The sequence below is a fragment of the Actinomadura sp. WMMB 499 genome, assembly GCF_008824145.1.
Classification (GTDB): domain Bacteria; phylum Actinomycetota; class Actinomycetes; order Streptosporangiales; family Streptosporangiaceae; genus Spirillospora.
Map to the genome: position 1 here is coordinate 907,223 of NZ_CP044407.1, position 22,855 is coordinate 930,077.

A 22,855-nucleotide genomic window follows, 5' to 3' on the forward strand; every position below is an offset into this window, starting at 1 on the left:
TCTCGCCGGTCATCGGGCCGGCTCCGCGCGGGTGGTCAGGCGGTCGAGTTCGGCGAGGATCTCGGAGACGGTCACGGGGTCGAGGTCGCCGAGGCGCAGTGACGCGAGCTGGGACGGCCTGTACTCGCCGGGGGTCGCGGCGAGCCGGACGTCGGTGAGGGTCTGGTCGCCGCTCTCGTCGGGCATCGCGATGACGATGCCGGGGGTGATGCCGAGGACGAGGTGACGTCCGCCGGGGAGCGGCCGGGAGATCCAGTGCTCGATACCGGCGTCCATCGGCGCCCCGCGCTCCCAGCCGCGCCGGGTCAGGGCGAGCAGCTCGCCGATCGGGGCCCGCAGGCCCTCGAACCGGGGCAGCCGGCCGCCGTCGCTCTCGTCGCCGGTGAGGGTGCGGACGGGCCGCGCGAGCTGCTCGAACGGCTGCAGGATCTCGTAGTCGGCGAACAGCTCGGCCCACGCCTTCAGTTCGTCCCCCAGGTGGACGGGATGCGCGAGGCGGACGTGGGCGGTGCCGGGAAGGGTGACGGTGTCGTCGTGCGCGTCGGCGAACGTGCCGTCCTCGGCGACGCGGAACGCCGGGCCGTCCCCGTCCGTCCGGCAGGCGAGCCACACCAGGCGGCGGACGAGATGACCGACGAGGGGGTGCCCGGCGAGGTGGTCGCGGAACTCGGCGACCGACCAGCGGCGGCCGGTGACCATCGCGGCTTCGAGGCGGGCGAGCTGGTCGGCCGCGACGGTGCGGGCGTCCTTCTTCAGGCCCGAGAACCGCTTGTAGGCACCGGGTGCCAGGTCGGGATCGTCCTTGGCGCCCGGTTTCGGCAGCGACTTGCGGAGCCTGCCGTCCCCGTCGGTGATCGTCGGCCTGAGCACCTCGTCGAACCCGATGACGAACCGGCGCGGACCGTAGTCGAGCGTCAGCGTCCCGGCCTCGTCCAAGCCCAGGTCCGGGACGACGCGGTCCGCGAGCTGCTCGGCGGAGAGGCCGAGTTCGGCCGCGACCTCCCGGATCTTCTCCTGCGCGCGGGTCTTCAGCCCCTTGAACCTCACCCGCTGCGAGATCGAGTGCAGTTGCATCAGGGCCGTCTCGGTGCCGACGGCGGCGAGGACGTCGAGGCCGTTCACGGCCTTGGCGTGACCGCCGTCCCCCGGCCACGCCCGGATCACGGGCGCGAGGCGGCGGACGGTCTCGTCGTCACCGGTCAGCGCCAGCTGGGAGAGCGCCCAGCCCTCCTTGGAGGGCGCGCCGCACGTTTCCCACCAGCGGAACAGCGCCCAGCCGAACTCGGCGAGCGAGCCTCGGTCGCACAGGTCCCGGACGACGTGGACGCCCGCGTACGCGTCGTCCGGCTTCGACATCGCCAGCATCGTCAGGACGTGCCCCGCCGACTCGTCCGGGAGCGCGCACGTCCCGTCACGCAGCAGGATCTGCGGGAGCGCGCGCGGCTCCGCCCAATCCACGGACGGGACGTTCTTGGGCAGATCGTCCAACGGATCGGCGGCCAGCAGCACCTCGATCGCCCCGGCGGCCTTCGGGCCGTGCACGCGCGCCGCCTCGACGATCGCGTCCGGTCCGTGCCGGTCGGCGATGAGCCGCAGGGCCGCTTCGGCCGCGCGCCGCGCGGGCCCCGCCTTGCCCAGCGCGTCCGGGACGAGGGAGGGCGCGGCGGCGGTTCCGTGACGGCGGAACCAGGCACGGGCCACCCGGCCACCGGCCTTGAGCCGGACGAGCCAGTCGGCCATCGTCCGCGCGATCCCGTCGGACAGCAGCGGCAGCAGGCACGGCCCGAACGACGCCGGGTCACGTCGCGCGACGGCCAGTGCGGGAGCGCAGGCGTGGGTCTCGTGGCGGGCGATGAGCGGCGGCAGCCACTCGTGGGCCTCCCATGTATCGCCCGGCTCCCAGCACTCCAGCAGCGGACGCCCCATCTCCTCGGGCCCCCTGAGGAACAGGAGAGGCCCCTCGAACCAGAAGGAGGCGCGGCCCGCAGCGAGTTTCGCGGCCAGTTCGGCGAAGTCGGCCCTGTCCGCCCGCAGGTCCCAGAGGTCGGCCTGCCGCCCCGCCCACGCGTCGCGTTCGCCGGGCCCCCAGACGGCCGCGCGTGCGCCGGGCAGCGGCAGGTCCTCGATGACGACCGGCTTGGCCTTCTCGCGGGGACGGGTCCACGGCGGCTCGGTCAGCAGCGGCGGCAGATCCGTGGCCGCCGGGAGGCGGACGTTCGCGTCGAGGATCTCGCGGATCCTTGTTCGCTGCTCGGCCGGAAGGCCGGGCGCTGCCTCCGCGGCGATCTCCGGGTTCGCGCGGACGTGCGCGGACAGCAGGCCGGCGGCCCGGGGCGCCGCCGCGCCCGGTAGCAGCCGCATCGCGCGGTTCGGGAAGCGGCGGGCGGCCGTCAGCAGTGCGGGGACGACCTCCCGCTCGCCGATCCGGTCGACGAGGGCCTGGAACGCCTCGTCCAGGGGCATCACGACGAGGAGGTCGAGGACTCGCCGGACGTCGTCGGTGGTGCCGATGTACGGGCCGTCCAGTGCCTCGATCAGCAGCGGGACGACCGCCTCGGGGCCGACGCCGTCGATGAGGGTCGCGACGGTCTCGCGCTCGCAGCCGAAGCCGAGCGGCCGTCCGAGCGCCGCAGGCTGGTGCGGGCGGCCGAGAGCGCAGAAGACCGGCCATTCGCGGATGTGATCGAACGGGATCTCACCGGGGCGCGCCCACAGCTCCTCGACCCAGTCCTCGCGGGTCGGCGCCAGGTAGGCGGCGACCACCCTCTGCAGCGGGTGGCGCCGGGCGCCCGCGATGAGCTCGACCGCCTCGGCGTAGAGGTCGTCGGGGGCGGCGGCGAGCCGGGTGCGCAGCGCTCTGCCGCTGTCCGGGGTCAGCCACCAGTCGCAGAGCGCCTCGGACGGGTCCTGGCGGCGGATGGTCATCGCCCGCAGCTGCTCCGGGGTGGACGTCACCGGGAAGCCGGTGGGGCGCGAGACCGCGGGGTTGTCGACCGCGATCCCGGCCCACTCGGTGTAGGCGCGGGCCGCGAACGCGACGCCGTGCTCGGCGGCCATGGCCTCGATGAAGAGGAGACCCGGACGGGGAGCGGACCAGTCCGACAGCTTGTTCAGCGGGGCCGCGACGAACGCGACCGCGGCCGCGCCGAGCGGGTCCGGCTCGCCGCGCAGATGGGCGCGGGCGGCGTCCGCGATGTCGGGCGCGGTGCCCGGCAGGCCGAGGATGTGCTCGATGTCGCCGCGGACGGCGTCCACCAGGGAGCGCACGCGCTCGGCGGCGGCCGCGTCGGGCGCGGGCGCCGGCGGCACGTCCGGACGGTCCCGGCGCGGGTGCCGCGCGCGACGCCACGCGTCCGGCATGACCAGCGTGTTCTCGTCGGGCCCCGTGGTGTCGATCATGAGGACGTACCGTACGGGAGATCACCGACAAAGCCGTCCGGAATCCCGCAATCAAGAATCCTCAGCCCGATGCGTGCATGTCCCGCTCGACGCGCTCGGCGGCCTTGCGGGCGGCGATCAGCACCGGGTCCCAGACGGGCGAGAACGGCGGCGCGTACGCGAGGTCGAGGCCGGTCATCTGCTCGGCCGTCATCCCGTTCCACAGCATCACCGCGAGCCCGTCCACCCGCTTCGCCGCGCCCTCCTCGCCGACGATCTGCGCGCCCAGCAGCCGTCCCGAGCGGCGCTCGACGACGAGCTTGGTGGTCATCGAGGTGGCGTCCGGGTGGTACCCGGCGCGGGTCGTGGACTCGACCGCGACGCTGAGCGTCGCGAACCCGGCGGCGGCCGCCTCGCGCTCGTTCAGGCCGGTGCGCGCCACCTCGACGCGGCAGATCTTGGAGATGGCGGTGCCGAGGACGCCGGGGAACGTCGCGTAGCCGCCGCCGAGGTTGATCCCGGCGACGCGGCCCTGCTTGTTGGCGTGGGTGCCGAGCGGGATCGCGACGGGCGCGCCCGAGACCAGGTGGCGGTTCTCCACGCAGTCGCCCGCCGCCCAGACGCGCTCGGTGCGGGTGCGCATGCGGCGGTCGGTGACGATGCCGCCGGTCGGGCCGACCTCGATCCCGGCGTCCCGCGCCAGGTCGCTGCCCGGGCGGACGCCCAGGCCGAGGACCACGATGTCGGCGGGGAGCGTGCGGGCCTCCGTGCGGACGGCCGTGACGCGCCCGTCCGCGCCGGTGTCGAAACCCGTGATCGGCTCGCCGAGGTGCAGCTCGATGCCGATGCCGCGCATCGCGTCCGCGACGAGCGCGCCCATGTCCGGGTCCAGGGTGGTCATCGGCTGCTCGGCCGCGTCCACGAGCGTAACGTGCAGGCCGCGCATCACCATCGCCTCGGCCATCTCCAGCCCGATGTACCCGCCGCCCACGACGACCGCGCGGCTCGGGGCGTCCGCGTCCAGCGCGCGGTCGATCGCGATGCCGTCGTCGAGCGTCTGCACCCCGTGCACGCCGCGCGCGTCCGCGCCGGGCAGCGGCGGGCGCACCGGGACCGCGCCCGTCGCGACCACGAGGTGGTCGTAGGGCTCCCACGTCTCCGCGCCGGACGCGACGTCCCGGACGCGGACGCGCCCGCCCGAGGTGTCGATCTCGACGGCCTCGGTGCAGAGCCGGAGGTCGATGTCGCGGTCGCGGAACTCCTCGGGCGTCCGGGCGATGAGCCGGTCGGCGCCCTCCACGACCCCGCCGACGTAGTACGGGATGCCGCACGCCGAGTAGGACGCGTGGTGGCCGCGCTCCAGGGCGACGACCTCCAGGCCGGCGGCGTCCCGGCGGCGGCGCGCCTGGGAGGCGGCGCTGAGCCCCGCCGCGTCGCCGCCGATCACCAGCAGGCGTTCGCGTCCCGCCATGGTTCGTGCCCTCCCGTACCCGGTGATCGTCTCCGGGTGATCGTTTTCCGAGGGTATCGGGAGTTCAGAGGCCGTAGATCCGTTCCGCGTTGCGGCGGGTGATCATCTCGGCGACGCGCCGCGCGTCGCCGGCCGTCCACGCGCCGTCGTCCACTCCCCCGGCGAGCTGCCCCGCGAGGGCGTGCCGGAACAGCAGCGCCCCCAAGTGGTACAGCTCGGCGAGGCCGTAGGCGTCGGAGGAGAACAGCACCTTCCCGAACGGCGCCAGCTCCAGCAGCTCGGACAGCAGCACGTGCGCGCGGTGGCCGAGGTTGTTCATCGCGAGACCGGCGTCGACGTACACGTTCGGAAGGACCTGCGCCAGGTATCCCGCGTTCCGGTGGAACGGGTAGTTGTGCAGGAGCATCGCCGGGACGCCCGCGTCGTTCATCGCCCGCAGCAACCCGACCAGCAGCAGCGGGTCGCCGCGGCGCAGGTCGGCGTCGACGTCCCCGTACCCGACGTGGAACTGGACGGGCAGGCCCGCGTCCACCGCGCACCACACCAGGAAGCGGTGCAGCGGCTCCTCGCCGACGCGCGGCTCCAGGTGCCGCATGAGCCGCCCGGCGGCCGCCGCGATCTCGGCCTCCGACGGCCGGTGCCCCGGCATCTCCAGCCCCGCCCGGTACGCGGCGACCGACTTGGCGGCGACCACCGACGGCGCGCGGGCCTCGATCCGGGACCGGACCTCGGCGGCGAACGCCGACGCGTCCACGCCCTCCGCGGCGACCCGCTCGGCGACCGTCTCGAGCCGCAGCACCTCGTGGGCGTCCGCCCCGGCCAGCTCCCCCAGCGCGGCCGGATCGAGGATCGGCCGCGGGGCGTGGCCCGTGTCCACGCACAGGGCGCGCAGCCCCGCGGCGGCGAGGAAGCGCCGGTTCACCTCGGCGGCGCCCAGGTCGGCGCGGCGCTCCAGGTAGTCGTCGGGCTCGGCGTGCGCGTCCAGGTCCAGGACGGGCGGGCACCAGCGGCGCAGCGCGAACCCGATCTGCGAGTCGAACAGCGACGCGCCGGGCGGCCCGGCCGCGTCGGCCTCGGTCAGCGCCGCCTCGAACGCGGACCGGTCCAGATCGGCCTCGAACACCCCGTGGCAGTGGTGATCGACGAGCGGCAGCGACTCCAGGTACTCCAGCACGGCCCGCTTCCTCCCCCGCGACATGTCCCGACAGCAGGCCCTTCCCGGAAACGCCGGGAAGATGTTCCTACGATGCCGTGGTGGCCGGGAACGCTCCAGCGTCACCGGCCCGGCACCCCGCGAACACGGAAAACGGAGATCGAACGTGGAACAGATCCCAGCGACCCTCGGCGACGGCGATCGTGCCCAGATGGGCGCGCGCGCCGCCGAGACCGCCCGCCGGCTCGCCGGCCAGGACGTCGTGGCCGTCGCTCTGACCTGGGTGGACGTCAGCGGGATCACGCGCACCAAGACCGTCCCGATCAACCGGCTCGAGCACGCCGCCACCTGGGGCGTCGGGATGTCCCCGGTGTTCGACGTGTACCTGCTGGACGACTCGATCGTCTCCGGGCGGCACATCGGCGGGCCCGTCGGCGACCTGCGGCTGCACCCCGTCCTGGACCGGGTCGTGCCCCTGGCGGCACTGCCCGGCTGGGCCCAGGCGCCCGCCGTCCGGTTCGCGCAGGACGGGACGGTGCACCCGCTGGACGCCCGCGCCGTGCTGCACCGGGAGGTCGTGCGGCTCGCCGAGCACGGCTGGGAGGCGCGAGCCGCGTTCGAGATCGAGTGGGCGGTGTCGGCCGGGGACGGCGACGCGTTCGTCCCGGCGGCGAGCGGCCCCGCGTACGGGATGACGCGCGTCACCGAGCTGTCGGGGTACCTGCGGGAACTGCTGGCCGACCTCGCCCGGAGCGGCGTGACCGTCCTGCAGCTGCACCCCGAGTACGCGGCCGGCCAGTTCGAGGTCTCGGTGGCCGCCGAGGGCCCGATCGCCGCCGCCGACACCGCCGTCCTGGTCCGGGAGACGGTCCGGGCGGTGACGCTGCGGCACGGGATGCGGGCGTCCTTCTCCCCGAAGGTGGAGGCGGACGCGGTCGGCAACGGCGGGCACGTCCACCTCAGCCTGTGGCGGCGGAACGGCGGGGACGGCCCCGGCAACGCGATGGCGGGCGGCGCCGGGCCGTGCGGGATGAGCGCGCACGGGGAGGCGTTCGCCGCCGGGATCCTGCGGCGGCTCCCCGCGCTGCTCGCGATCGGGGCGCCGTCGGTCGCCAGCTACCTGCGGCTCGTCCCGGCCCACTGGGCGGGCGCGTTCGCGTGCTGGGGCCTGGAGAACCGCGAGGCCGCGCTGCGGTTCGTCACCGGCGTCCAGGGCGAGCGCGACGAGGCCGCCAACCTGGAGGTCAAGTGCTTCGACCCGGCCGCGAACCCCTACCTGGCGCTGGCCGCGCTGCTGGCCGCCGGACGGGACGGGCTCGCCGCCGGGCTCACGCTGCCCGAACCGGTCGGCGTCGACCCGGCGTCCCTCACCGAGGAGGAGCGCGCGGGCCGCGGGATCGCGCCGCTGCCGTCGTCCCTCGACGAGGCCGTCGCGGCGTTCGAGCAGGACGACGTGCTCCGCGACGCGCTCGGCGAGGCCGTCGTCGACACCGTCGCGGCCGTCCGGCGCGGCGAGGCCGAGCTGCTGGCCGGCGCGACGCCCGAGCAGGTCGCGGCCGCCACCCGCTGGCGGCACTGAGTGGAGTGAACCGGGCCCCGGTGGGCACACGGGAGCTGTACGGCCTCCGCGCGTCCTCGCTCCGCCCGGAGCCCGTACGGCCCAGTACCCGACCCGTGTTCACCGATGCCCATCCCGTTCATCCGCAGGCCGGACCGCACCGGACGATCGCCCTTCAGCGTCGCGATCGAGGTGCCCTCCGACGTGTACCGCATCGCCAGGCTGACGATCACCGCGACGGTGTCGTACCTCCTGGCGCTGTACCTGCTGCCCTCGGAGGCGCCGCCGCTGCTGTCGCCGCTGACCGCGCTGCTGGTCACCCAGTACTCGGTGTACGACACGATCCGCGCCGGGATCCTGCGGGTCGGCGCGGTCACCTCCGGGGTGCTGGTCGCGGTGCTGTTCTCCGAGACCATCGGGTTCACCTGGTGGACGCTCGGGCTCGCGATCCTCGCCGCGCTGTCGATCGGGCACGCGCTGCGGCTGCGCGAGCACGTGCTGGAGGCGGCGATCAGCGCCATGCTGATCTTCGCGCTGGGCGCGGCCAGCGAGTCCGGGGCCCTCGCCCGGTTCATGGAGACGATCGTCGGCGCGGCCACCGGCCTGGTCGCGGGGTTCCTCGTCCCGTCGGTGCGGGTCCGCCCCGCCGAGGAGGCGGTCGCCGACATCTCCGAACGGCTGCGCAAGCTCATCTCCGACATCGCCGAGGGGCTGCGCGACGAGCGAACCCCCGGCGAGGCCCTCCACTGGCAGCAGGAGACCGAGCGCCTCGCCCGCGACCTGGCCCGCACCGACCAGGCGCTCGGCGCCGCCGAGCAGAGCGTCAAGCTCAACCCGCGCGCCTGGCGGATCGTGGACGCGGGCGTCGCGCTGCGCAACGCCATGGAGACCATGGAGCACTTCACCCTCACCCTGCGCGGCCTCACCCGCTCCCTCGTCGACGACGAGCGGCTCGGCCGGCACGGGCGGCTGCTCACCGATCCGGTGCTGCGGCCCCGGCTCGCCGACGCGCTCGCCGGCGTCGCCGACGGCATCGCCGCCTACGGGCGCCTCGCCCGCTCCGACCTGGACCGCCGCGCCCGTCCGTTCAAGGCCGAGCAGAACCTCGAGGTGCGGGTCGACATCGCCCGCGAGCGGCGGGCCCGGCTCGCGAACGAACTGCACGAGCGGGCCGCCGCCGGAGACCTGTGGCCGCTGTACGGGGAGATCTCGATGGACATCGACCGCCTCGTCGAGCAGCTCCGCGTCGAGCACCGCCGCCGCGCCCGCGAGCAGTGGCGGCGGCACCGGGGAACCGCCCGGCACCTGCCCGAACGCCCCGCGAAGGTCGTCCGGCAGGCGGGCTCGCAGCTGCGCCGCGCCGCCGGGTCCGCGGCGGCCGCCGCCGAGGAGCACGCGCGGGAGACCGACGAGGAGCTGCGGCCGCGCCGCCGCCCGCCCGGCGCGTAGCGGCCTCCGGGCGCGCAGACCTCCGGGCGCGCAGACCTCCGGGCGCGCAGACCTCCGGGCGCCCGGGCGCGGGCGGGCGCGGCCGTGGCGCCCCGCCGTCCGGCGGGTAGAATCCGCCGATCGGCGGTCGATCCCGCGGCGCCGGCCCGGCAATGATCGTGACGCCAATCACACCACCCCCGGAGTCCACGATGCCCGATCACCTCCCCGGCCCGCCCCCGCCGTTCGACCCCGAGCTCGCTCCCGCCCTGCGGATCATCAACGAGCACCTCCCGCCCGGCCGGCTCTCCGACCTCGAGGCGGTCGCCGAGCTGAGCGCGGCGGCCGCGCTCATGGAACCGCCTTCGAACGAGGAACTCGCGCGCGACGGCGCGTTCACCGTCGAGGAGCGTGCCGTGCCCGGTCCGGACGGCGCACCGGACGTGAGCCTGCTGATCTGCCGCCCGTCCGCGTCCGTCGTCCCGACCCCGGTGATCTACCACACGCACGGCGGCGGCATGGTGCTGGGCAACAACCGGATGGGCGTGCCGGAGATGCTCGACCTCGCCGCGGACGTCGGGGCGGCCGTGGTGTCGGTCGAGTACCGGCTCGCGCCCCGCACCCCGCACCCCGGCCCCGTCGAGGACTGCTACGCGGGCCTGCTCTGGACGGCCCGGCACGCCGCCGAACTCGGCGTCGATCCCGGCCGCATCATCGTCGGCGGGGCCAGCGCGGGCGGCGGGCTCGCCGCCGCCCTCGCGCTCATGGCCCGCGACCGCGGCGGCCCCGCCCTGTTCGGGCAGCTGCTGATGTGCCCGATGCTCGACGACCGCAACGACACGCCGTCGTCGGTCCAGATGGCCGGGCTCGGCGTGTGGGACCGCGCGTCCAACCGGACCGGCTGGACCGCCCTGCTCGGCGACGCGCGCGGCACCGACGCCGTCTCCCCGTACGCGGCGCCGGCGCGGGCCGGGGACCTGTCCGGGCTCCCGCCCGCGTTCATCGACGTCGGCTCCGCCGAGACCTTCCGGGACGAGGACGTCGCCTACGCCTCGCGGATCTGGCGGGCCGGCGGGAGCGCCGAACTGCACGTCTGGCCCGGAGGGTTCCACGGGTTCGACATGATGGCGCCGCAGGCGGTGATCTCGCAGGACGCCCGCGCGGCCCGCCTGCACTGGCTGCGCAGGCTGCTGTCCGCGTGACGCGGAAGGGGGATCGGTGAGGGACCTGACGGTCCGGCTCGACGCGCTGGACCCGCAGGCCGGTGCGGCGCTGCGCGTCATCGCCTACTTCGACGACCTGGCGGCGCACGGCGCCACCCTGCAGGCGATCGTCCGGGGCGCGGCCGTGCTGGCCGCCGTCCCCGCCGCGCTCGTCGACGAGACCCGGCGGGTCCGGATCCGGGTCGACGAGCGGGGCCGCGCGAGCGCCCCCCGCGAGATCCCCGACCCGGCCTGGCCGAGCGCGCCCGTGGGCTCCGGCGGGCTGCTGTGGCTCGAGCACGCCGGCCCGCCCCGCCCCGCCGACGCGATGGTGCTGGAACGGGCGTCCGCCGCTGCCGCCGCCGTCCTCGACCGCACCCGGGGACGGGCGGCGCCGCACGACACGGCGTCGCTCGAGGCCCTCCTCGACCGCGCCGCCTCCGCCGAGGTCAGGACGACGGCCGCGCGCCGGCTCGGGCTGCCCGCGTCCGCACGGGTCAGAGCGGTCGCCCCGCACGGCGGGGGCGCGCTGATCCGCGTCGCCCCCGCGACCGCCGGACCCGAGGCCGAAGCCGCCGGGGGCGCCCGCACCGGGCCGCCGGCCCCCGCCCCGGGAGGCGGACATATCGCGCATGGAACCACTTCACCTGTCCCTCCCGGGCCCGTCCGGGACCGGGCGGGCGGGGGCGACGCGGCTCCGCGCGGGCGGCTCGAGCACGCCGGCGCCGCGGCGGGGCGCGGCGGGGCGCGGGACGACCCGCCGGAGGGGGCGCGGGCCGGGATCGGACCCGCGGTCGGGGTGAGCGACCTGCCGGACTCGTGGGAGGCTGCGCGGCTGGCGCTGCGGCTGACCGCCGAGGGGACCCCGGGCGATCCCGGGCCCCGCGTCGTGCACGCGGACGAGGCGGGCGGGCTGCTGCTGCTCGCCCGCACCGTCGGCCCGGACACCCCGGCGATCCCGGACGTGACGGCCGTCGAACGCGCCGGGCGGGCCGCACCGTGGATGCTCGCGACGCTCGACGCCGTCGCGGGCGCGTCCAGCGTCCGGGCGGCGGCGGCCGTCCTGCGCGTGCACCACTCGACGCTCCAGGAACGCCTCGCCCACGCGGAGCGGCACATCGGCTGGTCGCTCGCCGACGCCTCCGGGCGGTTCCGCCTGCACCTCGCGCTCGTCCTGCGCCGCCTCCACCGCGCCCCGCCCGGGTAGCGCGGCGGCGCGCCCGCCGCCGCGCTACCGGTGGTCGAGCCGGTGCCGGAGCGCCGTGTGGCGGCGGCCGGCGCCGGCGGTGCGGACGGCGGCGGCCAGCGCGCGGCGGGAGCCCACGAGGACGACGAGCTTCTTCGCGCGGGTGATGCCGGTGTAGAGCAGGTTGCGGCGCAGCATCGTCCAGGCCCCGGTGGTGAGCGGGACGACCACGGCCGGGTACTCGCTGCCCTGCGAGCGGTGGATCGTGATCGCGTAGGCGTGGGCGAGCTCGTCGAGTTCGTCGAACGCGTAGTCGATGCTCTCGTCCTCGTCGGTGAGGACGGTGAGGGACTGGTCCTCCAGGGAGACCTTCGTGACGACGCCGACGGTGCCGTTGAACACCCCGGCCTCTCCCTTGTCGTAGTTGTTGCGGAGCTGGGTGACCTTGTCGCCGACGCGGAAGACGCGGCCGCCGTAGCGGCGCTCGGGGCGGGCCTCGTCGTGCGGGGTGAGCGCCTCCTGGAGCAGGGTGTTCAGCGCGCCCGCACCGGCGGCGCCGCGGTGCATGGGCGCGAGGACCTGGATGTCGCGGCGGGGGTCGAGGCCGAACTTGCGGGGGATGCGGTTGGCGACGACGTCCCGCGTCAGCTCCGCCGCCTCCTCCTGCTCCTCGCAGGGGAACAGGAAGAAGTCGGGGTAGCCGCGGGTGTGCGGGTGGTCGCCGGAGTTGACGCGGTGCGCGTTGACGACGATGCCCGACTGCTGCGCCTGCCGGAAGATCTTCGTGAGGCGCACCCGCGGGATCGTCGCCGAGCCGAGCAGGTCGGCGAGCACCTCGCCGGCGCCGACGGACGGGAGCTGGTCGACGTCCCCGACCAGCAGCAGGTGCGCGCCCCGGGGGATGGCCTTGACCAGCTTGTTCGCCAGGATCAGGTCGACCATCGACGATTCGTCGACGACGACGAGGTCGGCGTCGAGGGGGTTGTCCTGGTCGTAGGCGGCGTCGCCGCCGGGCTGGAGCTGCAGCAGCCGGTGGACGGTCGCGGCCTCGTGCCCGGTCAGCTCGGCGAGCCGTTTCGCGGCGCGGCCGGTGGGCGCGACGAGGACGATCTTGGCCCGCTTGGCGGCGGCGAGTTCGACGACGGAGCGGACGGTGAAGCTCTTGCCGCAGCCCGGACCCCCGGTGAGGACGGCCACCTTCGAGGTGAGGGCGAGCTTGACGGCCTCCTCCTGCTCGGGGGCGAGCTCGGTGCCGGTGCGTTCGCGGAGCCAGGGCAGCGCCTTTCCCCAGTCCACGTCGGCGAAGGCCGCGAGGCGGTCCTCCCGGCTGTCGAGGAGTTCGCGGAGGCCGCGCGCGAGGGAGCCCTCCGCGCGGTGGAACGGGACGAGGTAGACGGCGGGGATCGTCGTGTCGTCCCCGGGGACCGGATCCCGCACCACGCCTTCGGACGCGGCCAGGTCGTCCAGCGCGGGGCCGATCAGTTCGCGGGGGACCTCGAGGATCTTCTCGGCGGCCGTGACGAGGTTGGGTTCCGGCAGGAAGCAGTGCCCGTCGTCGGCGGCCTCCGACAGCGTGTACTGGAGCCCGGCCCTGATCCGCTCCGGGCTGTCGTGCGGGATGCCGACGGCCTGCGCGATCGTGTCGGCGGTCTTGAAGCCGATGCCCCACACGTCCGCGGCGAGGCGGTAGGGGTCCCGGCGGACGGTGTCGATGGAGGCGTCCCCGTACTGCTTGTAGACGCGGACGGCCAGCGAGGTGGAGACGCCGACGCCCTGCAGGAAGACCATCACCTCCTTGATGGCCTTCTGCTCCTCCCACGCGTCGCCGATCCGCTTGGTGCGCTTCGGGCCGAGGCCGGGCACCTCGACGAGCCGCTTCGGCTCCTCCTCGATGATCCGCAGGATGTCGGCGCCGAAGTGCTCGACCATCCGGTCGGCCATCACCGGCCCGATGCCCTTGATCATCCCCGAGCCGAGGTAGCGCCGGATGCCCTGGACCGTCGCGGGCAGCACCGTCGTGTACGACTCCACCTCGAACTGGCGGCCGTACTTCGGGTGCGAACGCCACCATCCGGTCAGCCGCAGGCTCTCCCCCACCTGGGCGCCCAGCAGGGCCCCGACGACCGTCAGCAGGTCGTCGCCGCCGCGCGCCGTGGCGACGCGGGCGACGGTGTAGCCGGTCTCGTCGTTGGCGTAGGTGATGCGTTCGAGTACCGCCTCCAGGACGGCCCGGGATGGAGTGGTCACGTCCGACATGATCACAGGTGGGCCGGACGTACCGGCACGGGTTCGGCGAGTTGTGGACGGCGCTCCGGCGTGTCGCCCGCGGAGATCTCCAGCACGCCCGTCTCGGTCGCGAGCGCCGTGACGAACCGGGCGGGCGTCACGTCGAAGGCGGGGTTGAACGCGGGAACGCCGTCCGGAGCGGTGCGGGTCCCGCCGAACGCCAGGATCTCGTCGCCGGGGCGCTCCTCGATCGGGATGCGGCCGCCGTCCGGCACCGCGCGGTCGACCGTGCTCCACGGGGCCGCGACCAGCAGCGGGATCCCGGCGGCCGCGCAGGCGAGCGCCACCCCGAGGGAGCCGATCTTGTTCGCGGTGTCGCCGTTGGCGGCGATCCGGTCGGCGCCGATGACCGCCGCGTCCACCAGGCCCCGCATGATCGTGCTCGCGGCGGCGGCGTCGGCCTGCACCACGCACGGGATGCCCGCCTCGTGCAGCTCCCAGGCGGTGAGCCGCGACCCCTGCAGCAGCGGGCGGGTCTCGTCCGCGTACACCACCTCGACCCGGTTCCGGGCGTGCAGCTCGCGTACGACGCCGAGCGCCGTCCCCCGGCCGGCGGTGGCGAGCGCGCCCGCGTTGCAGTGGGTGAGGAGGCGGAGCGGACGGTCCGGGCACCGGGACTCGAGCCAGTCGGCGCCGTGCCCGCCGATCGCCCGGTCCGCGCGGACGCCCTCGGCCAGGACGGCCCGCGCCTCGGCCTCGACGGCGGCGAGCCCCGCCGGGACGCGGGGCCGGACCCGGTCGACCCCCGCCGCCAGGTTGACCGCCGTGGGACGGGCCTCGCGGACGCGGGCGATCGCCGCGTCGCGTGCGGCGCCGTCCCAGCCCTCGCGCCCGGCCTGCCGGACCGCGAGGACGACGCCGAACGCGCCCGCGACGCCCAGCGCGGGCGCGCCGCGCACGGCGAGCCGCCGGATCGCGTCCACGAGCGCGTCCACGTCCCGCACCTCCAGGTGCTCGACGCGGGCGGGCAGGACGGTCTGGTCCAGCAGCCGCAGGGCGTCGCCCGTCCAGGCGATGGTCCGCACATCGGTCGTCATGGTGTCCATGATGCCTCGGAAGTCGCGTCCGCCCTTACCCGGCAGGGCTTTCCGGGCTCCGCAGAACCATCCCGTGACCTGCGTAAACTTGACATCCATCGAACCGGTGTTCGAAATTAGGCGGGAGCGGGAAGGGGACGGACGTGGCCGAGCCGGCACTGCGCGACGCGACCGCGCCGCACGCCCCGCACTTCGACGCCGTGTCGCCGGGCACGGGTGCGGCGCGGGCGGTCCCGGTGCTGCCCGCGCTGCGCGCCGTCCTCCCGGTCGGCCTGCGGGCGGGCTCGCTCGTGGGCCTCGACGGGCCCGGCGCGGCGTCGCTGGGCGCGGCGCTGGTCGCGGGCGCGTCCCGGCACGGCGGCCCGGACGGGACGGGCGGCTGGTGCGGCGTCGTCGGCCTGCCCGCGTTCGGGGTGCGGGCCGCCGCCGGGATGGGCGCCGCCCCGGAGCGGCTGCTGCTGGTCGACGAGCCCGGCGCCCGGTGGGCCGACGTGGTCGCGGCGCTGCTGGAGGCCGTCGACCTGGTGCTGCTGCGCCCGCCGGGGCGGACCGACCCGGCAGCGGTGCGGCGGCTGTCCGCGCTCGCCCGCAGGCACGGCGCAGTGCTCGCGCTGGCGGGCGCGGTCGGCTGGCCGGGCGTCCGGCTGCGGCTGCGCACCGCGGCGCCGTCCTGGGAGGGCCTCGGCACGGGCCATGGGCGGCTGCGGGGGCGCCGCGCCGAGGTCGTCGCCGAGGGACGGGACGCGCCGGGGGCGGGCCGCCGCGCCCGGCTGTGGCTTCCCGCCCCGGACGGCACGGTCGCCCCGGACGACGCGCGTCCCGCCCTGCAGATCGTCCGCGAGCCGGGCGGGGTGAGCGACGGCGCGCCCGTGCACCGCCTCCCCGCCCCCGTGGACGGGCCCGCCCGCGATCCGCGTCACGGCCGCTCTCCGGAGGAACCGGGCCCCGAACGGCACGTCTCCCAGCCCGGCACCACCCACCCCGAACGACGGGCCGCACAGCCCGGCACGTCCCCCCTACAACGGCCCGACCGCGCCCAGCGGGACGTTCCCGAACCGGGCGGCGGGGGCGCGGCGTGAGCCGGGTGCTGGTCGTGTGGTGCCCGGACTGGCCGGTCACGGCGGTCGGGATCGACGCGGCCGCGCCGGGGGCGGCCGTCACGGGCGGGCGGGTGGCGGCGTGCTCGGCGGCGGCGCGGGCCGAAGGCGTGCGGCGCGGGCAGGCGCTCCGGGACGCGCAGCGGCGCTGCCCCGGCCTGGCCGTGCGGGACCGGGACCCCGACGCCGAGGGGCGCGCGTTCGAGACGGTCGTCGCGGCGGTGGCGGAGCTGACGCCCAAGGTGGAGGTGGTGCGGCCGGGGCTGCTCGCGGTGCCGGTGCGGGGCGCCGCGCGGTTCTACGGCGGCGAGGCGGCGCTGCGGGTCCTGCTGCAGGACACCGTGGTCGAGGCCGGGCACGACTGCGGCGCCGGGATCGCCGACGGGCTGTTCGCCGCGGAGCTCGCGGCGCGGGCCGGGAACGGCGGGGTGGTCGTGCCGGAGGGCGGCGCGGCGGCGTTCCTGGCGCCCTACTCCCCGGCGGTCCTGTGCCGTCCCGACCTGGCGGAGCTGCTGTGGCGGCTCGGGATCCGGACGCTCGGGGCGTTCGCGGCGCTGCCCGCGGGACGCGTCGCGGCGCGGTTCGGGGCGGACGGCGCGCTCGCGCACCGGCTCGCGCGGGGCGAGGAGCCGCGGCCGCTCGCGGCAGTGGAGGGCGCCGGCGACCTGGCCGTGCACACGCTGTTCGAGCCGCCCGCGGAGCGGGCCGACCGGGTGGTGTTCACGGCGAAGCGGCTGGCGGACGAGCTGCACGCGGGGCTCGCGGCGGCCGGGGCGGCGTGCGTCCGGCTGGAGGTCGCGGTGGAGTTCGCGGACGGGCGGGAGTCGCGGCGGCTGTGGCGGCACGACGGGCGGCTGTCGGCGCTCGCGGTCGCCGACCGGGTGCGGTGGCAGCTGTCGGCGTGGCGCCCCGCCCCGGACGGCGCGGAGGACGGCGCCTCCGACGGGGCGGTGTGGGGCGGGGTCGTGCGGCTCGATCTCCTGCCGGACCAGCTCGTCCCGGACACGGGCCGGCAGGAGGCGCTCTGGGGGCGGGTCACCGATCCGGTGGCGCGGGCGGCCGACCGGGTGCAGGCGCTGCTGGGGCACCGGGCGATCACCCGGCCGGTGCTGACCGGCGGCCGCGGGCCCGCCGAGCAGGTGGCGAAGGTCCCGGTCGGGGACCTGCCGCCGGGCGGCGGGCCGGACGGTCCGTGGCCCGGACGGCTCGCGGCGCCCGCACCGGCGGTCGTCCCCGCCGACCCGGTGCCGGCGCGGCTGCTGGACGCGGCGGGCGCGGACGTCGTGGTGTCGGCGCGCGGCGCGGTCTCGGCGCCGCCCGCCGCCCTCGCCCTCGGGGACGGCCCGGTCGCCGTGGCGGCGTGGGCGGGTCCGTGGCCCGCGGACGAGCGCTGGTGGGATCCCGAGCGGGCGCGGCGCCGGGCCCGGTTCCAGGTCGTCACCGAGGACGGCGCCGCCTACCTGGTCACCGTCGAGGGCGGCCGCTGGCACGTGGAGGCGGCATATGACTGAGCATATGACTGACGAGCCGGCATGACCGGCTGGTACAACCCGCCGGAGCCGTGGCGGGTGCTGGAGGAGCGGCTCTCCTGGCGGCCGAAGGCGCCGAAGCCGCCCGAGCCCGAACCGGAACGGGCCGTCCCGCGGCTGGTCGAGGGCGGGGTCCCGTGGGCGGAGCTGCACTGCCACTCGTCGTTCAGCTTCCTGGACGGTGCGAGCGACCCCGCGGCGCTGGTCGCGGAGGCGGCGCGGCGGGGCGTCGCGACGATGGCGATCACCGACCACGACGGGATGTACGGGGCGGTGCGCTTCGCGGAGGCGGCGCGGGAGGCGGGGGTGGCGACGGTGTTCGGCGCGGAGCTGGGCCTGGGCGCGCCGGGGCCGCGCGCCGGGGCGCCCGATCCGGCGGGACGGCACCTGCTGGTGCTCGCGCGGGGCCCGGAGGGGTACGCGCGGCTGTGCGGGACGATCACGCGGGCGCAGCTCGCGGGCGGCCGCAAGGGACGTCCGGTGTACGACGAGGAGGCGCTCGCCGGCGCGCACGGGGGCGCGTGGGCGGTGCTGACGGGATGCCGCAAGGGGCCGGTCCCGGCGGCGCTCGAGGCGGGCGGGCCGGACGCGGCCGAACGGGAGCTGCGGCGGCTCGCCGAGGTGTTCGGGCGCGAGAACGTGTTCGCCGAGCTGATCGACCACGGGATGCCGGACGACGACGAGCGGTGCGACGTCCTCGCGGACGTCGCGGCCCGCGTGGGGGTGGGCGTGGTGGCGTCCAACAACGTGCACCACGCGGCGCCGGGCGCGGACGCGCGGCTGGCGCAGGCACTCTCCGCCGTCCGGTCCCGGCGGAGCCTGGACGGCATGGAGGGGTGGCTGGCGGCGTCGGGCGCGGCGCACGTGCGCAGCGGGCGCGAGATGGCGGCGCGGCTGGCGCGGTTCCCGGGCGTCCGGGAGCGGACGGTCGAGCTGGCGCGGGAGTGCGCGTTCGACTTCCACGTCGTCGCGCCGCGCCTGCCCGAGTGGCCGGTGCCGGGCGGGCACACCGAGGCGAGCTGGCTGCGGCGGCTCGCGACGGCGGGGGCGCGGGAGCGGTACGGGCCGCCGGAGGCGGAGCGGGTGGCGGGTGCGCACGCGCAGATCGCGCGGGAGCTGGACGTCATCGAGGGGCTCGGCTTCCCCGGGTACTTCCTGATCGTGCACGACATCGTGGAGTTCTGCCGGAACCGGGGCATCCTGTGCCAGGGCCGGGGATCGGCCGCGAACTCGGCGGTCTGCTACGCGCTCGGCATCACGGGCGTGGACGCGGTGCGGCACGGGCTGCTGTTCGAGCGGTTCCTGTCACCGGGACGGGACGGTCCGCCCGACATCGACCTCGACATCGAGCACCGGCGCCGCGAGGAGGTCATCCAGTACGTCTACGGGAAGTACGGGCGGGAGCGCACTGCGCAGGTCGCGAACGTCATCAGCTACCGGCCGCGCATGGCGGTGCGGGACGCTGCGCGCGCGCTGGGGTTCTCGCCCGGACAGCAGGACGCGTGGTCGAAGAGCGTCGACTCGCGCGACCCGGTCGGCACCGAGAACCGCATCCCCGCGCCCGTCCGGGAGCTGGCGGGGCGCATGCTCGACCTGCCCCGGCACCTCGGCATCCACTCGGGCGGGATGGTGATCGCGGACCGGCCCGTCGGCGAGGTGTGCCCGATCGAGTGGGCGACGATGCCGGGCCGCAGCGTCCTGCAGTGGGACAAGGACGACTGCGCCGCCGCGGGACTCGTGAAGTTCGACCTGCTCGGCCTCGGGATGCTCGCCGCGCTGCACGACACGTTCGACCTCGTCGCCGCGCACCACGGGCGCCGGTTCGACCTGCAGTCCGTCCCGGCGGAGGACCCGGCGGTGTACGACATGCTGTGCGACGCCGACTCGGTCGGGGTGTTCCAGGTGGAGTCGCGCGCGCAGATGGCGACGCTTCCCCGGCTGCGCCCCAGGGAGTTCTACGACCTCGTCGTGGAGGTGGCGCTGATCCGCCCGGGGCCGATCCAGGGCGGGTCCGTCCACCCGTATCTGCGTCGCCGCAAGAACCTGGAACCCGCGACGTGCCCGCATCCGCTGATGGAGAAGGCCCTCGCGCGCACACTGGGCGTCCCCTTGTTCCAGGAGCAGATGATGCAGCTCGCGGTGGACTGCGCGGGGTTCACGCCGCAGGAGTCCGATCAGCTGCGGCAGGCGATGGGCGCCAAGCGCGCGCCGGAGCGGGTCGAGCGGCTGCGGCGCCGCCTGCTGGACGGCATGGCCGAGCGCGGCATCCCGCCGGACGTCGCCGAGGACGTCTACGAGAAGATCCTCGGCTTCACCGGTTACGGGTTCCCCGAGTCGCACGCGCAGAGCTTCGCGCACCTGGTGTACGCGAGCGCCTACCTGAAGCGCCACTATCCGGCGGCGTTCACGGCCGCCCTGCTGGCGAACCAGCCGATGGGTTTCTACTCGCCGAACAGCCTCCTGTCGGACGCCCGGCGGCACGGTGTCGAGGTGCGGGGGGTGGACGTCAACGCCAGCGACGTCCACCCCACCCTCGAAGAGCCCGTGGAGGTCCGTTCGGACCATCCGCACGCGCCGGGCGAGCCGCAGCCCGCGATCCGGCTCGGCCTGGACGGCGTCCGCGACCTCGGCGCGGAGCCGGCGCGGGCGATCGCGGCGGGCCGCCCGTACACGGGCATGGAGGATCTGGCGCGGCGCGTCCCGCTGTCCCAGGGTGCGCTGGAGGCGCTCGCCACGGCGGGCGCGTTCGGCTGCTTCGGGCTGTCGCGGCGGGAGGCGCTGTGGGCGGCGGGCGCCCTGGCGGGCGCCGGCCCCGGGCAGCTCGAGGGGATCGCGCCCGGCACCGACGCGCCCGCGCTGCCCGCGATGACCCCGATCGAGGAGACCCTCGCCGACCTGTGGGCCACCGGCGTGTCGGGCACGCACCCCGTCGCGCACGTCCGCGCCGCCCTCGACGAGCTGGGCGCGCTGCCGGCCGAACGGCTCGGCGGCGTCCGGAGCGAGACGAACGTGCTGGTCGCGGGACTCGTGACGCACCGGCAGCGGCCGCCGACCGCCGGCGGGATCGTGTTCCTCAGCCTGGAGGACGAGACCGGCATCGCCAACGTGATCTGCCCGCCGCAGGTGTTCGAGCGGCACCGGGCGCTGGCCGTGGACGCGCAGGCGCTGCTGGTGAGCGGCCGGCTGGAGCGCGCCGACGGCGTGGCGAACATCCGCGCGCACCGGCTGCGGCGGCTGCCGGTCGCGGGCCGCGTCCGCTCCCGCGACTTCCGCTGACGGGACCGCCCCGCGAGCGGCGCGGGCCGGGGACGGGGGCGGGGCGGCCCGCTCGGCATGCGTGCGGGCATCGGCCGGGTCCGGCCTCGCCGCTTCCGGTTAGATATCCGTCATGCCAGGGTGGGCGCGGCACCGGCCGCTCTGTGCCAAAGTGATCACATTGCGTGCAGGCGGAGAAAGGTCGGACGCGGATGGCGAGCCAGGGACCGCAGCCCCCGACACCCGATCCCGCCGACCCCGAGCGGGTCGGCCCGTACCGGATCGAGTCGCGGATCGGGCGGGGCGGGATGGGCGCGGTCTACCTCGGCCGCGCGCCGGACGGCCGTCCCGTCGCGGTGAAGGTCGTCCGGCCGGACCTGGCGGACGACCCGCGCTTCCTCGCCCGCTTCCACGGCGAGGCCGCCAACGCCGCCCGCGTCGCCTCGTTCTGCACCGCGCAGGTCCTCGACCACGGCACCGAGGACGGCGTCGCCTACCTGGTCACCGAGTACATCGAGGGCCCGACGCTGCGCGAACGCATCTCCTCCGACGGGCCGCTGTCCCCCGCGATGCTGCACGGCGTCGCGATCGGCGTCGCCACCGCGCTCGTCGCGATCCACCGCGCCGGGCTGGTCCACCGCGACCTCAAGCCCGGCAACGTGCTGCTGTCCATCACCGGGCCGCGCGTCATCGACTTCGGCATCGCCCGCGCGCTCGACGAGACCGACCACCACACCGGCACCGGGCAGCTCATCGGGACGCCCGGCTGGATCGCCCCCGAGCAGATCACCGCGGAGGCGATCACCCCCGCGGCCGACGTGTTCGCCTGGGGCTGCCTCGTCGGCTACGCCGCCACCGGGAACAACCCGTTCGGCCGCGGGTCGTTCGAGCTGCTGTCCGCGCGCGTCCTGCACGCCGAGCCCAGCCTCGGGAACCTGCCGGAGCCGCTCGACGGGCTCGTCCGCGCCGCGCTCGCCAAGGAAGCCGCGCACCGCCCGACCGCCCGCGACCTGCTGCTCGCGCTCGCCGGGGGCGACAGCGACGCCGACGCGGCCACCGCGCTCGACGCCCGTCCCGTCCCCGCGCCCCGCGACGGGTTCCCGGCCGGGCTCCCGGACGCACCGCACGACACGGCGCACGGCACGGCGCACACGGTCCCGCCGACCGTGCCGCCCACCCTGCCGTCCGCCCGGACCACCGGGAGCGCGGGAAGCACCGGGAGCTCGGGAAGCGCCGGAACGAGCGCGCACCACCTGCCCGAGCTGCCGCCGCTCGCCCCGGTCGAGTACGTCCCGCCGCCCGTCCCGCCGCCGTTCCCGGAGCGGGAACCGCCGCGGCGCGGGCGGGCGCTCGCCGTGGTCGCGGCCGTCGCGCTCGTCGGGGCGGCGGCGGGCTTCGGGGTGCGGGAGTGGCGGTCGTCGCTGCCGCCGGACGACCCGCTGCTCGTCGCGATCGGCCTGGACCGGGGCTGCGCCGACGCGATCGGGCTGCACACCCCCGGCGCGGACGATCCGGAGCGGCTCGTCTCCGAGGTGTGGTGCGTCCGGAACCCGCAGTGGTCCCCCGACCACGCGCGGATCGCCTTCACCCGCTCCGACTCCGACAGCCGGTCGGCGTGGGTGATGAACCACGACGGCTCGGGCCTGCGGAAGGTCGCGGACACGGCCGGCGAGTCGACGGCGTGGACCCCGGACGGCGAGGGGCTGTCCTACGTCGGCGAGCGGGACGGACGCGAGGGGATCTTCACCGTCGCGGTCGGGACCGGGAAGACCGAGCCGGTGGCGACGGTGCGGGAGGGCGACGCCCGGTTCCACGAGCCGGCGTGGTCGTCCAAGGGCCTGCTGGCGTTCTCCCATCAGGCGGAGGAGGGCCCGCCGCGCGTCCACGTGCTCGACCCGGACGCGCCCGAGCAATGGCGGGCGGTGACCCCGGACGGCGTCGACGCGCGGGCGCCCGCGTGGTCCCCGGACGGCTCCACGATCGCCTACAGCGCGCTGGAGCCCGGCCTCCGGGACGGCGGCCCGGAGGAGCGGGACATCTGGCTCATCAACGCGACCGGGACGCCGAACCGCCGCGAGCTCGAGGTGCCGGGCAGCACCGACCGCCCCACCTGGTCGCCGGACGGGCGGTGGATCTGCTACGTGCGCGACGGTGAGGACGTCCGGGCGGCCCGCACCGACGGCGACGACGACCGCTCGCTCACCCCGGAAGGCGACGCCGGGACGCTCGGCACGCCCGACTGGTCGTGACACCGGCCGGGAGGCGGCCGGCCGGG

13 protein-coding genes are annotated in these 22,855 nt (G+C 76.3%); 8 read left to right on the forward strand and 5 right to left on the reverse strand.

Features of this window, described 5'->3' with window-relative positions; all coding sequences use genetic code 11:
* Positions 1–9 precede the first annotated feature (9 nt).
* The 3 genes from F7P10_RS03950 to F7P10_RS03960 all read right to left on the reverse strand — a co-directional run bounded on the left by F7P10_RS03950 (position 10) and on the right by F7P10_RS03960 (position 6,047).
* On the reverse strand, positions 10–3,399 hold the full coding sequence (locus tag F7P10_RS03950; protein WP_151008123.1) for a DUF4132 domain-containing protein: 3,390 nt from the start codon (positions 3,397–3,399) through the stop codon (positions 10–12).
* A gap of 61 nt (positions 3,400–3,460) precedes the next feature.
* The gene (locus F7P10_RS03955; RefSeq protein WP_151008124.1) at positions 3,461–4,849 is read right to left on the reverse strand and encodes an FAD-dependent oxidoreductase; all 1,389 of its coding nucleotides are present in this window, start codon (positions 4,847–4,849) and stop codon (positions 3,461–3,463) included.
* 64 nt (positions 4,850–4,913) lie between these two features.
* Positions 4,914–6,047 carry an amidohydrolase family protein gene (locus tag F7P10_RS03960; protein ID WP_151008125.1) on the reverse strand — a complete coding sequence of 378 codons (1,134 nt, stop codon included), beginning with the start codon at positions 6,045–6,047 and terminating at the stop codon, positions 4,914–4,916.
* 121 nt (positions 6,048–6,168) lie between these two features.
* Between F7P10_RS03960 and F7P10_RS03965 the strand changes: the two genes are divergently transcribed.
* The 4 genes from F7P10_RS03965 (at position 6,169) to F7P10_RS03980 (ending at position 11,397) form a co-directional block, all read left to right on the forward strand.
* The gene (locus tag F7P10_RS03965; protein WP_218040369.1) at positions 6,169–7,581 is read left to right on the forward strand and encodes a glutamine synthetase family protein; all 1,413 of its coding nucleotides are present in this window, start codon (positions 6,169–6,171) and stop codon (positions 7,579–7,581) included.
* A 105-nt stretch (positions 7,582–7,686) separates the two neighbouring features.
* Positions 7,687–9,009, forward strand: coding sequence for an aromatic acid exporter family protein (locus F7P10_RS03970; protein ID WP_151008126.1), 1,323 nt, complete (start codon positions 7,687–7,689; stop codon positions 9,007–9,009).
* A 191-nt stretch (positions 9,010–9,200) separates the two neighbouring features.
* Positions 9,201–10,190 carry an alpha/beta hydrolase gene (locus F7P10_RS03975; protein ID WP_151008127.1) on the forward strand — a complete coding sequence of 330 codons (990 nt, stop codon included), beginning with the start codon at positions 9,201–9,203 and terminating at the stop codon, positions 10,188–10,190.
* A gap of 16 nt (positions 10,191–10,206) precedes the next feature.
* Positions 10,207–11,397 carry a helix-turn-helix domain-containing protein gene (locus F7P10_RS03980; protein WP_151008128.1) on the forward strand — a complete coding sequence of 397 codons (1,191 nt, stop codon included), beginning with the start codon at positions 10,207–10,209 and terminating at the stop codon, positions 11,395–11,397.
* Positions 11,398–11,421: 24 nt separating this feature from the next.
* On the opposite strand, the gene F7P10_RS03985 is transcribed toward F7P10_RS03980, so the two are convergent.
* Positions 11,422–13,623, reverse strand: a complete 2,202-nt coding sequence (locus F7P10_RS03985; protein ID WP_254716378.1) for an ATP-dependent RecD-like DNA helicase — start codon at positions 13,621–13,623, stop codon at positions 11,422–11,424.
* A gap of 11 nt (positions 13,624–13,634) precedes the next feature.
* The gene (gene mtnA / locus F7P10_RS03990; RefSeq protein WP_151008130.1) at positions 13,635–14,699 is read right to left on the reverse strand and encodes an S-methyl-5-thioribose-1-phosphate isomerase; all 1,065 of its coding nucleotides are present in this window, start codon (positions 14,697–14,699) and stop codon (positions 13,635–13,637) included.
* A gap of 143 nt (positions 14,700–14,842) precedes the next feature.
* On the opposite strand from mtnA, the gene F7P10_RS03995 reads away from it, so the two are divergent.
* From F7P10_RS03995 to F7P10_RS04010, 4 genes are all read left to right on the forward strand, one after another.
* Positions 14,843–15,778, forward strand: coding sequence for a hypothetical protein (locus F7P10_RS03995; RefSeq protein WP_254716379.1), 936 nt, complete (start codon positions 14,843–14,845; stop codon positions 15,776–15,778).
* Complete coding sequence (locus F7P10_RS04000; RefSeq protein WP_151008131.1) at positions 15,775–17,307, forward strand: DNA polymerase Y family protein; 1,533 nt, start codon at positions 15,775–15,777, stop codon at positions 17,305–17,307. The genes F7P10_RS03995 and F7P10_RS04000 overlap by 4 nt, the downstream gene beginning before the upstream one ends.
* A 21-nt stretch (positions 17,308–17,328) precedes the next feature.
* Positions 17,329–20,601 carry an error-prone DNA polymerase gene (locus F7P10_RS04005; RefSeq protein ID WP_151008132.1) on the forward strand — a complete coding sequence of 1,091 codons (3,273 nt, stop codon included), beginning with the start codon at positions 17,329–17,331 and terminating at the stop codon, positions 20,599–20,601.
* 191 nt (positions 20,602–20,792) lie between these two features.
* Complete coding sequence (locus F7P10_RS04010; RefSeq protein ID WP_151008133.1) at positions 20,793–22,829, forward strand: protein kinase; 2,037 nt, start codon at positions 20,793–20,795, stop codon at positions 22,827–22,829.
* Positions 22,830–22,855 lie beyond the last annotated feature (26 nt).